At 47.6% G+C, this 16,869-nt stretch carries 9 protein-coding genes; 2 read left to right on the top strand and 7 right to left on the bottom strand.

The genetic code is table 11. The annotated features are described in order from the left end of the window. Positions 1–48: 48 nt before the first annotated feature. From AC1XTG_RS17485 to queG, 7 genes are all read right to left on the bottom strand, one after another. Positions 49–1,647: a SusD/RagB family nutrient-binding outer membrane lipoprotein gene (locus AC1XTG_RS17485; RefSeq protein ID WP_484842822.1), complete on the bottom strand. Its 1,599-nt coding sequence runs from the start codon at positions 1,645–1,647 to the stop codon at positions 49–51. An 8-nt stretch (positions 1,648–1,655) separates the two neighbouring features. Then, complete coding sequence (locus AC1XTG_RS17480; protein ID WP_484842821.1) at positions 1,656–4,751, bottom strand: SusC/RagA family TonB-linked outer membrane protein; 3,096 nt, start codon at positions 4,749–4,751, stop codon at positions 1,656–1,658. Positions 4,752–5,017: 266 nt separating this feature from the next. Beyond that, complete coding sequence (locus tag AC1XTG_RS17475; RefSeq protein WP_484842820.1) at positions 5,018–8,317, bottom strand: VCBS repeat-containing protein; 3,300 nt, start codon at positions 8,315–8,317, stop codon at positions 5,018–5,020. Positions 8,318–8,422: 105 nt separating this feature from the next. Next, positions 8,423–9,994, bottom strand: coding sequence for a SusD/RagB family nutrient-binding outer membrane lipoprotein (locus tag AC1XTG_RS17470; RefSeq protein ID WP_484842819.1), 1,572 nt, complete (start codon positions 9,992–9,994; stop codon positions 8,423–8,425). A gap of 25 nt (positions 9,995–10,019) precedes the next feature. Beyond that, positions 10,020–13,094, bottom strand: coding sequence for a SusC/RagA family TonB-linked outer membrane protein (locus AC1XTG_RS17465; RefSeq protein ID WP_484842818.1), 3,075 nt, complete (start codon positions 13,092–13,094; stop codon positions 10,020–10,022). A gap of 383 nt (positions 13,095–13,477) precedes the next feature. Beyond that, positions 13,478–13,891: a DUF1761 domain-containing protein gene (locus AC1XTG_RS17460; RefSeq protein WP_484842817.1), complete on the bottom strand. Its 414-nt coding sequence runs from the start codon at positions 13,889–13,891 to the stop codon at positions 13,478–13,480. A gap of 81 nt (positions 13,892–13,972) precedes the next feature. Next, positions 13,973–14,920 carry a tRNA epoxyqueuosine(34) reductase QueG gene (queG, locus tag AC1XTG_RS17455; RefSeq protein WP_484842816.1) on the bottom strand — a complete coding sequence of 316 codons (948 nt, stop codon included), beginning with the start codon at positions 14,918–14,920 and terminating at the stop codon, positions 13,973–13,975. A gap of 159 nt (positions 14,921–15,079) precedes the next feature. Between queG and AC1XTG_RS17450 the strand changes: the two genes are divergently transcribed. After that, positions 15,080–15,658, top strand: a complete 579-nt coding sequence (locus AC1XTG_RS17450; RefSeq protein ID WP_484842815.1) for a nucleotide exchange factor GrpE — start codon at positions 15,080–15,082, stop codon at positions 15,656–15,658. 33 nt (positions 15,659–15,691) lie between these two features. After that, on the top strand, positions 15,692–16,855 hold the full coding sequence (dnaJ, locus tag AC1XTG_RS17445) for a molecular chaperone DnaJ (protein WP_484842814.1): 1,164 nt from the start codon (positions 15,692–15,694) through the stop codon (positions 16,853–16,855). Positions 16,856–16,869: the final 14 nt, after the last annotated feature.

The following is a 16,869-nucleotide window of genomic DNA, read 5'->3' as shown; positions in this document are numbered from 1 at the left end:
TTTTATTTCAAAGGGGTAAGAAAATTTACATTTCTTACCCCTTTCATTTTATTTATCCCACCAGATACGGGAAGTCCATCTGTCACCCCCTGAAAGCCTGTTTACAGCTTCGGTGTAGTTGGCGCCGTTCAAAGTAGCTTCACCAGTTGGATAAAGCTGCCTTCTCGGGATTTGTCCGCCTGAGAAATTACCTACGTAATTGATAGGTGTAAGCTCTGGGTAGCCTGATCTTTTCCAGTTGTTCCAGGATTCAACGAAGTTGAAGAAAATACCGGTTGTTGCCCAGTACTGCTCGTTGATCTGTTTCAATGCGTTAGCCGGAACCAGCGGATTTGCGGTCGCGTATGCATCTGCAGTAGCAGCAGGGATAGCCGCGCCCAATTTGGACAGTGACTGGATACCTGCAGAAACGCCATTGCGGTAATGCGCAGCAGCAGTTGCGCTTCCTACCGAGAACCCGCGCGTTACTGCCTCAGCAAGCAACAACTCAGTTTCTGCGTAAGTCAATACAAACAATGCAGCATTTCTGTTTCTGTAAATAGCTGACGGTCTTGAATACTTACCGATTGGCGTAGCTTCCGCACCTGTTCCGGTTGCGCCAGGGTAACCCGGAGATCTTGTGATGTCAGTTGCACCGCCATTCATATCGTAACCATTTGGCAAGCCCATTTGTACAGCAGGATCTGAATTGCCCGCATTCTGGCTCTGATTGGCAGTAAGACCTGCCGCAGGAACTTCGGCGATTGCGCCAAGTCTCGGATCATTTGAAGCTTTCAGATAATCGATCAGCTTTTTGCTCCATCTTACCTGGTACAAATCCGCAGGTGTCTGCAATGCAGAAGCATTTCCATTGGTGTATCCGTTTGCATCGTCGCTTCTTACATAAGCGTCATCCGCAACACTTGCGAACGTTCCGCCTGCCGCAGCTTTTTCAGCATACGTTTTTGCAGTAGCGGGATCCACTTTCACCAGGCGCATGGCCATTTTAAGCATCAGCGAGTATCCGTACTTTTTCCATTTCGTAACATCTCCCTTATAACCTTCGAATGCATCGTTGGCAGGAAGCGGTTTTGAAGCGTCAAGACCTGCCACAGCAGCATCCAGTCTTTGCAGCAGCGACTTGTAAACACTTTCCTGCGTGTCGTAAGCGGGCAGCGTTACGCCGGCCTTTGCCTGCAACGCTTCCATGTAAGGGATATCCCCGTACACATCCGAAAGCGTAGACAGTGTCTGTGCCTGCATGATGATCGCGACGTTGGTCAGGTTGGACCGTACCGGATTGTCTTTCGTCAGCTGCTCCATTTCATAGGCGAAGCTGGCCGCACTGTAATCCGTGTTCCACACACTTGCCAGGTATGAATTGGTATTGCTCGAAATCACATACTTGTCCGCATTCGAATAGTAGTTAGCAGCACCTGATGTGGTAGACGAAAGCAACTGCATCCAGCCGCTCTGGAACAGGATCGAACCATTATATCCCGCCTGCGCGCTCACATACTTCCACTGAATGCTCGGCAAAAGAAGGTTTGCATCAAAGGTTTCGGCAGATGCTTTTGTAGGATCTGTATTGATCGCGTCGAATTTATCAGTACAAGCTACCGGAAGCAGACCTGTAAGAAGTATCGCCGCTAATATTTTCTTTCTCATTGTCATTTTCATTTAAACTTGAAGTTCAGATTGACACCATAGTTGCGGGTCGATGGTAGGCTGGTACCTTCGATACCTGAGTAATTGATGTTTGCACCGAAAGATGCTTCCGGATCGATATTGTCTGTTTTACGCATGAAGTAGAACAGGTTTCTCGCAACAAGCGATACATCAATCGCACGGATCAACGGCCATTTCTCCATTACTTTCGCAGGAATGGTGTAACCCAATGTGATTTGTCTCAGCTTGATGAAGTCCCCATCCAGTACGCTCAGCTTGGTAACGTTGTTAGCCAATGCAGTGTAATATCCCTGCGCACTTGCCTCTACTGTATTTGCAGCGCCGCCTTCCAGTACACCGGTTGTGATACCGTCGCGACCTACAAGCGTAGCTTTATGCAAACCTCTTCTGTAAGCGTAGTTTTCAGTGGCAGAAAGGATCTTGTTTCCAAAATTGTAGTCAACCAGGAACGAAAGGTTCACACCTGCAATAGAAAGGTCGTTATTCACACCACCATATAATGTAGGCAGAACCGTACCCAGGTCGAGCAGGTTACCTGCAACAGGGTGACCGGACTCGTTTACGATGATCTGACCATTGGATGCATATTTATAATCATACGCTCTCACCTGAGGACCTGACTTGCCTACAACAAATGCAGTTACAGCGTTACCCAATGTAGCACGGTTCTGGCCGAGGTTGATCGGGTTGTTGTCTGGGTCTGTCTTAAGGATCTCGTTTTTCACATTTGTAAGGTTCACCGAAACGTTCCAGTTTATTTTGGAAGTTTTAACCGGATTTGCATTCACCATTACTTCCAGACCGCGGTTTTGAACAGATCCTGTTCCTACCACACCTTTCACATAACCTGTTGAAGAACTGTAGTTCGCAGGCATGATCTCGTTTCTGGTCTTTTGGTCGTAATAAGAAAGGTCTAATCCAAGGCGGTTACCGAAGAATTTCAATTCAAGACCAAATTCAACCTCGCTTTTTGTAAATGGTTTCAGGAAGAGGTTTGGAAGCTGATCGCTGAAATTTCCTGTCGGAATACCATTGATTGCATTCCCTACACCGTAATAAACCTGAGTTTGGTAAGGCTTGAACTCGCCGCTGGTAAGTGCATAGGACGCACGTAGCTTACCAAAGCTGAGAGACTCAACATTCAGCATGTCGGTGAAAATAAAAGAACCTGTTACCGAAGGCGTGAAGATGGATCTGTTTGCGCTAGGCAAAGTAGAGTATGTATCGTAGCGTCCGGTTGTAGTCAGGTTAAGGATTCCTTTGTAACCCAAATCAAGGCTGTAATAAGCAGACTGAACTTCTGTGTTTTCAAGGTTATAATCACGGTTGAAGTTCACCACGTTGTTCCAGCTGTACAGGTAAGGCAATACAAACGGGCTACCGCCGATGGAGGTTCTTTCGTACCTGTTTCTTCTAAGGTTAGCACCCACGATCGCATCAATTGAGAATTCGTCGCTGTTGAATGATTTATTAAAACCAATCAAACCATCGATGTTAAGCTCTGTACGCTGTGAGCTGGCCAATTCGTCTAGACCACCTTTTCCCTGGTTAGAGAATCCTGTTCCCCAAGGGGTTACACGGAATATTTTGTCATTCGCGTTATCATAACCGATCCGTGCCTGCGCGTAAATCCAGTCAGTGAACTGATACTTGGTAGAAATCGCCGAAATCAAACGCTTGCGGTTTACATTGTTGATGTATTGGCTTGTTACGAAATACGGGTTGGTAACATACTCGTCATCGCTGAACACAATCTCTCTTCCGGTTACAGGATCATAACCCGGTGCCAGAATGCGCTGATCGATGTTGGTAGCAAGGAACATCCCGTTGTTCGCGTTCATAGGACCGTCGCTCAACTGTGGCTTGTTCTTTACATTTTCCAATATATAATTAGCCAGTACATTCACACTCAATTTCTTGGTAAGGTTCTGGTCAGCAGTCAGGTTGAAAGTTTTACGGCTCAGCCCGCTGTTAGGGATAATGGATTTGGTATCAAGATTTGCGATCGAGAGACGGAATGATCCATTGTCACCACCTTTGGTTACGGCAAGGCTGTTTGTAAAGTTGGAACCTGTTCTGTAGAAATTCTTCACGTTATCCTTCTGTGCGGAATAGGCGTAATTCTTTCCGTCAAACTGGATCACCTGCGAACCGTCCAGAGGAGCACCCCAGCTCATACGGCCGGTTTGTTTTGCCAATTCAACGGTAGTCGGTTTCTTTCCGTCGATACCCTGACCATATTCATATTGAAAGTCAGTCATATCACGGGGAGAATCCATGGAGTAGTTCAGGTTGTAATCCACAGAGAAATCACCTTTTTTACCAGCTTTCGTCTTGATAAGGATTACACCGTTTGTCGCTCTTGTACCATAAAGTGCAGAAGCAGCCTGACCTTTCAACACGGTCATGGTTTCGATATCGTCAGGGTTGAGGTTACCAATACCATCGCCACCGTCGGCACCACCCCACTCACCCGCACTTCCGCGCTGGGTATTATCCATTGGTACGCCGTTGATAACGATCAATGGAGAACCGGCAGAGTTCATACTTGGCATACCACGCATGAGGATCTTGGCTGTTCCGCCAGGACCGCTGCTTGTACCTTTCACGTTCAAACCGGCAACACGTCCGGCGAGTGAGTTGGCTACGTTGGTTTCGCGGGCTTTGGTCATTACCTCGCCGCCGATTGTAGTTACTGAGTATCCCAGCTTTCTGGCATCTTTGGAGATACCTAAGGCAGTTACAACAACTTCTTCCAGGTTAGCTACGTCAGGTTGTAGTTTAACACTGATCGAGCTTTGCGCGCCCACTGTAACCTCCTGCTTCATGTACCCGATCGAACTGATCACGATCACGTCAGAATCTTTGACACCGGCCAGACTGAAATTACCGTCGACATCGGCATTCGCTCCTTTCGTAGTTCCTTTGACGGTTACAGAAGCCCCAGGAAGTCCCTGGTCTTTTTCATCCAAAATCTTACCAGTGATTGTTCTTTCCTGCGCAAAAGCAGAGAAGGTAGTCACCAGAAGAAACAACACCGAAAATAAAACCCGGAGAAGGGTTTCGGGTAGCTTTTCTTTCATAGATTACTTCTTTAATGAATTTTTAATTTGGTTAAATTGGCGTTTACAGAATAAAGTTCTTATTCCTTATCCGAGAGGCAAATATCTCAAAAATCTCTCGTAATTAAATATTTTTAGGAAGTACCCGCCATTATTTATTTTTTATGCCATTTTTCAAACACATTCATACACAAAACTTACAGTTGTATGACTTACGATGCAAAGTCTGCAACAACAAAAACCCCCGGCTATGAAGAACCGGGGGTTTACAAGAATATCATTGGAAATCAGTGCTTTCTCAACCTGTACCCCTCCATCTTCCCGTTATTGACAGCAGCCAGCAAATAACTTACTCCGCCACTCTGCACCAGTGCAATATCCCGCACATCGCCTTTAACGTAAAATCCGCTTTTGTATTGAGGAAGGAAGGAAAATTGCTGCGAACCCTTATTAACAAACGCCTGCATCAGACTGGCGTCGTTCCTGCCAAGCCGCACGCGCGTTTGCCTGATGTTACCGCCAAGAACCAGGTCAGGCTTCCCGTCTGCATTCATATCCGTCACGGCGATTGCGTAAACCGGCGCGAACTGCGCTTCAACAGGCAGCGGACGGAAGGTGAACTTGCCGCCATTATTTTCAAGGATCCCGCTCCTGAACTCACTTACTCCGAGTTTTCTGGCCGCATTCAGTTTTTCTGCCGGCAGTATTTCGTTCAGGGCCGCGCTGGAATAGGTAACGTAATTGTTGTATTTCTTTTTGAGTGAAGGCACCTGGTCCAGCAACTCGTCACGACTCGCAAATGGGAACTCTTTGCCATTTTCAGTGATCGCGATCACCGGCACAATGCGGTTAAGATTATCAAAGTCAGCCGCATACATAGACAGCCCTTTTGGAGAAACAACATTCCATTGCCAGTTCGTCCCCACATTCCCGACTACAAAATCCATATCTCCGTCGGCATCCAGGTCAGCACTTTCAATGGTGTTCCAGCAGCCGGTAAGTGCATTCGTCGACCAGGCCGCGCTCGCATCAGTGAGCTTTCCGTTGTTATTGCCAAATACCTTCACAGGCCCCCAGTCGGTCGTGAGCAATAGCTCCGGAAAACCATCTCCATTCAGATCCTGAAAAACGGCGTCAGTCACCATTCCCGCGTCTACCAGCTGAGCTGCATTTACTTTGGTTTGATCTGAAAACCTCCCCTTTCCGTCATTGATCAGCAAAACGCCCCCCGTACTTTCCGGAAACCGGCCCGGCGTTACGCGGGTACCCAGGAAAAGGTCGTAATCACCATCCTTATCCACGTCGGCGCTCACAACTACTGCCGCATTCAAACCAGCCGCAGGCAATGCTGCCTTCCGAAATTTTCCATTTTCATTAATGTAAAGCCGCGGTAGCAACAGCGGATCGCCTGCATTGAGCTCGTACCCCTGGCTGGTTACCAGCAAGTCGAAATCATTGTCCCCGTCTGCATCAAAAAATTCCATATCAGCATCCTCGAAAGCAGCATCTGCTTCCAATGCCGGCTGCGGCGATTTCACCAGTTTCCCATTACTGCTCAGGAACAATGCACCCGCCTGCCCACGCGCTCCGCCCACATAGATATCCTCGGTTCCGTCCTTGTTAATGTCCTTTTTAGCAAAATGAGGGCCTTGTGCAGATAGCATCGCAGGCAGCAGCGTTTGTACGCGGAAATCATTCCGCTGGTCTTCGGTATGTGTAAAATCAAGAAGGTTTTCCGGCGTCCATAGCGCAGGCTGAGGGAGGACCTTGTCCCCGGCAGACTTCTGTGCGTCCGTATATTTCAGGATTAGCCCGCTTCCCGGTTTTACATTTTTCAGGGTTTGTCTCCTTCCGTCAGCCCAGGACACAACCAGGCTGTCTATACGTTGCGCGCTGCCCAGCCCGAAATGTACCGCGTCCCATTGCGCAGACTGGAAGCCGCGCACGGGCTGAAAGCTGTGCGTCTGCATCAGCGAATCGGAATAAAGATCCAGTTTGGCCCCTGCCATGAAAGCGAACTTCGGTGCATTGAGCTTTACTTTGAGGTACTTGTTAGGCAGCTTTGTTTCTGCATTGTTTTTATATACAAATGCTTTCTGATTTACATTATTGACCACCAGATCAAGATCCCCGTCGTTGTCCAGATCCGCATAAATGGCGCCGTTGGACTGATTACCTTTTTCAAAGCCCCATTCTTTTGTTTTTTTGGCAAAAGTGAGGTTTTTCTGATTTTGGAAAATATCATCGGGTTCATCAATGGGCGGCATTTCGGCAATAATTTCCATTTGTGTAGGCTGCTTCCCTCCTTTTCCCGCCTGGCCTTGCAGATCAGTTGAGTATTTCAGGAATTCCATATTGGTGTAATCGCGGGCATATCCGTTTGAAATGAAAATGTCTTTCCAGCCGTCATTATCAAAATCCGCCATTAAACCCGCCCAGCTCCAGTCCGTGTTGGAAATACCAGCCAGCTGACCAATTTCGCTGAATACCGGCACACCGTCTGCATTGACGCCGCTGTTCAGCTGCAACATATTCCGCATTGTCTGATCGTGAAAGCCTGCACGGAGCAGCTGCTGGTATTTGTCGTAATTATCATCGCCGGAAGTGAGCTTGATCCGCTCGTTCGAAGCCGGCAGCATGTCCAGTGTAAGGATATCCACGAGCCCATCATTATTGATATCGGCCGCATCTGTCCCCATTGAATACAGCGAAACGTGCCCGGTAGCTTCTCTGATCACTTCTTTGAACCGGCCGTTTTTCTCGTTCAGGTACAGGTAGTCGTTTTCATTATAATCATTTGAAATGTAGATATCCTGCCAGCCATCGTTGTTGAAATCATTGATATTGATCCCCAAACCAAAGCTGAGCACATTGGACACAATATCCGAAGAGTCTGTCACATTCGTGAATTTGCCGCCGTCATTTCTCAGTAATTTATTTCCGTAAGCGTCATTTCGCTGCTCGCGGTAATTGGCGATCAGGTTACTGAATCCGGCATATTGCTGGACCGAATGATTGAGCAGGAAACAGTCGGTATCGCCGTCTTTGTCATAATCAAAAAAAGCAGCCTGAGTGGTGTAGGAACGATCATCAAGCCCGTACGCTGCTGCCTTCTCGGTAAAGGTCGGCACCCCGTCGGCCGTTTTTCCATTGTTGACATACAGCAGCTTTGTCCTGAGCCTGGGATCCTGCGCACCGGCCCGGCAAACGTAAATATCAATCCAGCCGTCGTCGTTGATATCCACGAGCGACACACCCGTTTTCCAGCCCTCATTCAATGCAGTACCCGATTGCTCCGACACATCTTCAAATTCAAAATCGCCTCTATTGAGATACAGTTTATTGGCGACCATATTGCCTGTAAAGTACAGATCTACAAGCCCGTCATTGTTGAAATCAGCTGCCGCAACTCCGCCCCCGTTATAGAAATATCCGTATTCCAGCACATTATTCGAAGCATCTTCATCAATAAAATTGTTGAAGTCAATGCCCGTTTGCGAAGGTTTGAGCAAGGTAAATAAGGTATCTTCCGATCCGCAGGAGAATAGGGAAACGCACAGAACGAAAGCCAGAAAGCTGTTTTTCATTATTTCAAAGGTTGTAGCTCAATTCAAAAAAGAGGAGGTTTCACTTAAATAGCAAAAAGGCAGGCACATAGCCCGCCTTTTGCTTCATTCAGAGCACCATTGAGGCTAGTTCTTGTCCCACCACAATGGAGTGCTCGCTTTATCAGGACCACCCAATAACGCTTCGGCTGCCTTCACAGCTGCTCCGTTTGTCTCCCTTTCTGTTCGCAGGAAAGGAATGCGACGGATCATTGCGCCGTTTTTCAGATCTTCATTATCCGAGTTCACCACCGGGTAAAGTTTCGGGAAACGCGTTCTTCTCGCCTCTGCCCAGGCCTCCATACCGTCGGGATATAATGCAAGCCATTTTTGCGTACCGATCTGCTCGCGTTTCACAGCAATAGAAGCTGCATCGTCCCATTTTACAGGAATATTGGAAAGTGCAGGCGAATTTTGCTCATCCCCTGGCGCAACCGGCTTGCTCATGCTGTTCACGTAAGCTGCTGCGGCTGCATCAGAAACGCCCCATTGCTTCATAGAGGCAGTGATACCCTTTTCATAAAGCTCTTTCGCAGTACCGCCCATTGCCCAGCCATTCAATGCACCTTCTGCGCGCAGGAAGTAAGCCTCGGCAGAATGCAGGATGTTTTGAGGAGTATCAAAAACAGTAGTCCAGTCGGCGCCTGAGCCGGTTGCCCATCTTGTTCCAACATTTGAATTATTGTTGTTCCCGTTTGGCCCGGCAGCAAGTTGTTTCGGTGTGAGACCGTTGCGCAGACCTTCATAGGTACCTGTTCCGCTGGCTGGCTGAAAGTAAATTCCAATCCTGGGATCGGCGTAACCTTTCAGTACCGACTCCATGGAAGCACTCATACGGAACTCGTTCCATACAGCAATGCGGCTCAATCCATTGGCATCGTCTCCGGTCTGTGTTTTACCCATGTAAGCGTCGTCAGCAACGTCGGTCATGATACCGCCGGCGTAAGCCGCCTCAGCCTGCTTTTTAGCTTCTGCCGGATCCACTTTCGAGATCCGCAATGCTAGCCGCAGCCTGAGAGTATTCGCAAATTTGATCCATTTGTTAACATCACCTTTATAGATCAAATCGAATTTTCCATAAGGAACAGCGGTCGTTTTACCTTTGAGCACCGTTGTGACCGCATCCAGTCTCACAAAGAAATCCTTGTAAATATCCGCCTGCGAATCGTATTTGATTGACAATGCAGGTGTTCCGGCAGCGGAGTAAGGAATAGGTCCGTAATAATCCGTAAGCCTGTGAAAGGCAAATACCCAGATCACATTCGCCAGAGCATATTCAGCCGAGCCCGGATCTGTCTGCTCAAAAATGGTTTTCAGCTGCGGTACCACCTGCGTGTATACAGGGTTCCAGTGACCTGTAAGCCAGTCAAACCGCATTGCGTAGCGATCTGTTGGAAAGTAGGTTGCGGAAGTCGCAAAGTACTGCGCGTACAAATCAGCAAAGAGGTTTTGCGCGATCTGGTAGGTTCCGCTGGAATATGATGCCTGCTGCTGCGCGCGGGAAAAGAGGAATGGAAGCTCGCTATCAGACAAAGTGGTGAGCTTTGTCTTGCTTGTATTCATTTCTTCAAAATCCCCTGTACAAGCCTGCCCGATCCCGACGGTTGCAGCTATCAGGCCAATGCACGCTATCTTTTTATATTTTATATGTATTTTCATTTTGTAGCCTAATAATGATTTGTGATTAGAATCCCAGTTTTAGATTCAAGCCTACGGTTCTTGTAGAAGGCAGGTTTCCATATTCCACACCCTGAAAGTTTCCTGCGCCCAGATTCACATCCGGATCAAAAGGCAGCTTTCTTTTGGCAACTCCCGGGATATCCAGCGTCGCGCTGCCGCGGTAAATGAAGAAGAGGTTACGGGCTACAAACGAAATCCGTGCATTCTTGATGAAGAAGTTGGGACCAGTTGGAATGTTGTATCCGAATGAAAGCTCTCTCAAACGAACATTGGTTGTTGAATAAGTAAAGAATTCACCCCACGAATAGCGACCGCCTGACACTGTTGTCCAAAAATCCTCTGCATTGATAGCCGCAGTATTGGCTTCGCCGGAGCGCGTCACACCCGGAAGTACCCAGCCGCCATCTCTGTTGTTGGTTGTATATTCCGCATTACCGTCAAAAGCAAGGTTAGCCTCAGTACCGGAAGTCATTACACCGCCAAAGCGACCATCGATCAAAAACCCGAACACAAAGTTCTTGTAGCTGAACTGGTTGTTGAAACCCAATGTAAATTTCGGGTTGAAGTTACCTATGATCTCGTTGGTGGTCGTTGCCACAGGGCGGCCTCCGCCTTTACCCAAACTGTCCGGGGCAGTCAGTATGAATGCGCCTGTGGTGCTGTCACGGTCCCATTTCTGCGCGATCAGGTCTCCATAAGAACCACCTTCCCTTACGACCGGGCTGGCTGTACGTCCATAGCCGCCGGCCAGGGTAGCTTCCTTGATTTCGGGACTCAGCTTCACGATTGTGTTTTTGTTACGTGCAAAGTTCACGGTCATATCCCAGTTGAAGTTTGCAGTTCTTACGGGCTTGGCTGAAAGAGAAATCTCGATCCCTTTGTTATTGATTTTACCAGCATTGATAAACTGGAATGCAAACCCCGAAGCAGGAGCAAGTGCCAGTTTGAGCAGCTGGTTTACCGTGTTGGAGTTGTAATAAGTTACATCCAGTCCCAGGCGACCATCAAATGTGCGAAGGTCGATCCCGAATTCTGTTGACGAAGAAATCTCCGGTTTCAGGTTTTCCGCAGGTTTTGTATCGTCACGGGAAATAAAGCCCAGCTTGTCAGGTCCGCCGCCTTGCGAGAAAGTGTAGGTTTGAACCAGCTGGTAAGGATCAGTATCGTTACCCACTTGCGCCCACGATCCCCTGATTTTTGCAAAGCTGATCCACTCAGGCAGCTGCATTGCATCGGAAAGAACAATGTTTGCTCCGAAAGACGGATAGAAGTACGAATACGGTTTGGGCAAGGTAGACGACCAGTCGTTACGCGCCGCCATATCTACAGTCAGGAAATCCTTGTAAGAAAGAGACGCGGTACCAAATACGTAGTGCAGCTCTTTTTCACTGAAATCAGCACGCTGGGTTAATGTAGTCGCGAACGAGAGATCGAATTTGTTGGGTACATTCAGCCCGTTTGCAAAACCACCTACCTGTGAAAAACGCTTGTAAGTTTGTCCCGCACCGAAGTTGTAAGTCAATGCGAAATCTTTGCCGATGTTATGGTTTCCTGAAACAATCAGGTCAAGGTTCTTTTCAGAGATATTGTTTGTAAAATCTTCGTAAGATCCGCCTGTGCCTGCAAAAAGCAATGTTCTGTTGGCCCAGCTTCTTGAAATGCGATCGTCGTACCGGTCAAAGCTGATTCTGCCCTGCACGTTCAGCCAGTCTGTAAGCTGGTATTTGGCAGATCCGAGAATAATGGTCCGGTTTCTTTTCTCCGTATTCGGCGTTTTGTTGATTGTCCAGTAAGGATTCATGTAAATGGAAGAAGTAGTCCAGTAAGTCGGATTTCCATTTTCATCCTCATAATTCTTGTAAGTGCTCAGATCAACGCTGCGCGGCACTTTATACACATTCATCACCGCGCCGCTTTCTTCTCCTGCGCGCGGCTTGTTTTCAATAGTCTGGTTGGTGTACGTGATTTTGGCATCAGTTGAAAACTTTTTGCTAAACTGTGTGCCTATACGCAGGTTCAATGTATGCCGCGTCAGTCCATTGTTAGGGATGATACCCTGGTTGCTGTTATGGGTGTAAGAGGTATAAGTCTGAACCTTGTCAGTTCCTGCGGAGATACCGATCGAGTTGTTCGTCGACACGCCGGTCCTGAAAAAATCCTTCACATTATCCGGATAAGTAGTAGCAGCCGCTCCCCAGCTCTGACCTGCTTTCTCAGCGAAAATGCCCCCATTACCTTGTCCGTAGGTATTTTGAAGCTTGGGCAGAACGAATGGATTTTCAATTACTACACCGGAGTTGATGTTTGCAGAAACAGCCCCAGCCTTTCCTCTTTTAGTCGTGATCATAATGACCCCGTTCGCCGCGCGGCTACCATATAATGCAGATGCCGCCGCTCCTTTGAGCACGTTCATCGACTCAATATCGTCCGGGTTGATGTTTGAAGCTCCGTCACTTCCGTTAACACCACCAAAATCGCTGCCTACCTGTCCCTGTACCGTATTGTCAATAGGCACACCATCTACAACAAACAGCGCGTTGTTATTACCTGAAATAGAGCGGTTTCCACGCAAAGTAACGCGTGTTGCAGAACCCGGGCCGCTTGCGCCCTGGGTAATCACAATACCGGCTACTTTACCTGAAAGCGTATTCACAAAGTTGGCATCACGAACATCGGTAAGCTGCTTTCCGTCAATCTTCTGGGTCGCGTAGGTAAGTGACTTGGCGCTTCTTTCGATACCCAATGCAGTTACCACTACTTCTCCAAGGTTCCGAACATCCGGATCAAGAGTCACGGTAACGGTGGTCATGGAACCGCTCACTGATACTTCCTTTGAAGTGTAACCTACCGAAGAAATGATCAGCGTAGAACCGGAGGCAACCGAGATAGAGAAATTACCTTCCGCATCTGTGTTGGTACCACGGGTAGAGCCTTTAATGAGAATATTGGCCCCGGGCAGTCCTGCACCATTCTCATCATTCACTTTCCCGGTTATTTGCCGGTCCTGAGCGAATGCGGTGCAACAAAGAAATGCTACATGAACAAACGTCAGTAGCATCAACCGTAAATGTTTAGTCATAGGTTTCGTTGGGTTTTTAAAATTTTTGAAATTTATACTCATTTCGAAACAATAACAATTTATTCGGTAAAATTTAATTGCACTATACTAATATTCTGCAATAATGATGATTGAAAGTACCAAAACTGCCCCGTAGAGTACTATTTGAAATTTTATTTGTCGCAGTTACAATTATTAAAAATGAGAAAATTTGGCTGCGTGCTCGAAACACCAATTAAGATTCGGCATTATTGCTACGGAGCAATCTGCGGGTAAAAGCGAATGCAAGCTGTATGGAAGTTGGATGAAAACGGCACAAAGAAGCCACGAAGAGGCTGCGTGAAGCGGCTTAATGAACTAGTATTATTGTAAGATTGAATGCAAGGCGACGCGACGCGGGCCACTTAATCGTACTTGCGCCACCCACCCAGAACAGCTCCCGTAATGGCATAAACGAACACACTTACGCCGCCGTCAATGAGCGCCAGAAGGAAAGGTTTGAGCGAAAAAAGATCTTTAACGATCGTGTCGAACAGGATGAAGACAACCCCGAAAAGCAAGCCGGTCAGGAAACCGCTCCAGACAGATTTAACTGGAATTTTGGTGAAGACCCAGGCCACTGTGTAGGCCATAAAAGAGGAAGAAACAATGCTTGCAAGATATGGGGCGGGACTCGTAGCGGCTTTGATCTGCTCCATGGTAAAGCCATTCAACGCGATCCATTTTTCAGCAAAGGCACTGTACCAAATCGGAGGAATAACTTGCCCTATCACTACGCACACCAGCACGGCCCAAAGATTGACAGATTGTTTTCTCATATTAAAATTGAGTGTGTTATTCAGTCATCGAAAGGAACTCCCGAGCCCAAATATAAAAGGATTAACTATTAGTTGTGCTTTTTATTTAGAGGATATAACAAAATCGATATTCCGCCTCAAACCTTCAAATTTGGCCCTTTTTACAGGCGACCGTTTGAAAATTTCTTTAAACACTTCTTCCGTTATTTCCTGCCAATCGCTCATTTTAAAGCCTGCCAAAGTTTCCGGCAAATCGAATGCAGGTGTTGAATGTGACCGGGAAAAACGGTTCCACGGGCATACATCCTGACAGATATCGCAACCAAATATCCAGTTCTCAAACTTGCCAGCAACATCCTGCGGGATCGCCTCTTTCAGCTCAATCGTGTAGTAGCTGATGCATTTGCTTCCGTCAACTACAAAAGGTTCAGTGATCGCGTCTGTCGGACAAGCATCAATGCAGCGCGTACAGGTACCGCAGTAATCCTGCACGGGACCATCGGGCGCCAGTTCGAGATCACAGATGATCTCACCAATGAAGAAAAAGCTGCCCATCTCGCGGTTAAGCAGGTTGGAATGCTTTCCTACCCAGCCCAGCCCGCTCTTAGCTGCCCAGGCTTTATCCATTACCGGCGCAGAATCCGTGAATACGCGCCCATTTACCTCGCCTACTTCCTCACTGATCGCCAGCATAAGCTGCGACAGCTTTTCCTTTAATACATAATGGTAGTCTGTTCCGTAGGCGTATTTGGAGATTTTGAGGTCGTCATCTCCCTGGGGAAGCTGCTTTTCTGGGTAGTAATTCAGGAGCACGGAAATAACACTTTTCGCGCCTTCGACCAGCTTGCGCGGGTCAAGGCGTTTATCGAAATGGTTGGCCATGTAACCCATTTGTCCATTCCGCCCTTTGTTGAGCCAGCTTTCGAGCCGCGGCGCCTCTTCTTCCAGGAACTCCGCTCTGGAGATACCACAGAAGTCGAAGCCGATTTCTTTCGCCTTCATTTTCACGAACCCACTCCTTTCCTGGCTTACTAGATCTGCGCTGGTCATCTTGCAAATTTACAAATTGATTGTAAAATGCCATCTTGTCAGTATTTTAGCTCTGGCAAAATAATTTACTTCAATTGGTGCATTGTATAAGTCACGTTATTATTAAGAATTATGCCTGAAAACACAGATTTCAACATAGATCAAGACAAAAATTACGAAATGAACGAGGAAAATGTGCCATTGGAAACTGACAACACGGCAAATAGTGAAAACAATGAAATTTCCAATTCGGTACCGCTTGACAATGCAGGACAGGAAATAAAAAATGAAGCGCCTGCTCAGGAAACTGACCCGCTGGCGGCTGCAAAAACGGAGATTGCAGAGCTGAAAGACAAGTACCTGCGCCTGTATGCAGATTTCGAGAACTTCCGCAGAAGAACGGCGAAGGAAAAGCTTGAAATGATTTCGGGTGCCGGCGCTGATATGGTAAAGCTCATCCTTCCGATCGTGGACGATTTTGAACGTGCCAAAGTTTCATTTGATTCTTCTACGGACGTGGAAGCTTTGAAAGAAGGCGTGGATTTGATTTACAACAAACTGTTTAAGGCACTGGAATCAAAAGGTTTGAAACCAATGACTTCCAAAGGAGAGGTTTTCGATGCGGAAATCCACGAATCCATCGCACAATTCCCAGCACCTTCCGACGATCTGAAAGGCAAGGTGATTGATGAAATTGAAAAAGGATATTATTTAAATGACAAGGTCATACGCTACGCGAAAGTGATAGTAGGGGCTTAGTTAGCCGCGTAAAAGATACATTAGCACAAAATAATGGCAAAGAAAAGAGACTATTACGAGGTACTGGGCGTAGACAAGCAAGCTACTGCGGATGATATCAAGAAGGCTTATCGCAAGCTTGCGATCAAGTTTCACCCCGACAAGAACCCTGACGACCCTACTGCGGAAGACAAGTTCAAGGAAGCAGCAGAAGCTTACAGCATCCTGAGCGACGAAAACAAGCGGGCAAGGTATGACCAATTCGGTCACGCGGGTGTAGGCGGCGCAAGCGGCGGCGGAGCTGGTTACGGCGGCGGCGGGTTTACAATGGACGATATTTTCTCTCAGTTCGGAGATATATTCGGGGACAGCAGCCCTTTTGGCGACATTTTTGGTCGTGCAGGCGGGAGCGGTGGCCGCCGTGTACGGAAAGGTTCGGACCTGCGCATTAAGCTCAAACTGAACCTGGAAGAAGTTGCAAACGGTGTTGAGAAGAAAATAAAGGTAAAACGCCACGTAACCTGCAATACCTGCGGTGGCAACGGGGCTAAAAACGGAACATCGCTCACCAATTGTAATGGATGTAACGGAACCGGCCAGGTACGCAAGGTTGTAAGTACCATGCTCGGACAAATGGTTTCTACCAGCACCTGTCCAACCTGTAACGGCGACGGCAAGATCATCAGCGAGCGCTGTGATTCCTGCGCAGGAGAAGGAAGACTGTTGCAGGACGACCTGATCACACTGAACATACCGGGCGGTGTAGCAGAAGGAATGCAGCTTTCAATGTCGGGCAAAGGTAATGTACCAGCGCGCGGCGGAATGGCGGGCGACCTGCTGATCGTGATTGAGGAAGAAGAAGATGCAATGCTGAAACGCGATGGTAACAATGTCGTATTCGATATGCACCTGAGCTTCATTGATGCAGCACTAGGTACCTCGGTAGAAATCCCGACCATTGACGGCAAAGCGAGGATCAATGTAGAGTCAGGCACACAGGCGGGTAAAATCCTCCGGTTGAAAGGCAAAGGTATTAAAGACCTGAATGGGTACGGAAAAGGCGACCAGCTGGTTCATATCAATGTATGGACACCACAGCAGCTATCGTCTGACGAACGTGAAACATTGGAATCCCTGCGCCACTCACCTAACTTCCAGCCGAAGCCGGGCAAGAACGAGAAAGGATTTTTTGACAAAATGAAAGACTTTTTTCATTGATATAAATACCTGAA

It is taken from the genome of Dyadobacter sp. HNCC25DJ183 (genome assembly GCF_056895175.1).
This window is presented reverse-complemented; position numbering and strand designations above follow the sequence as displayed.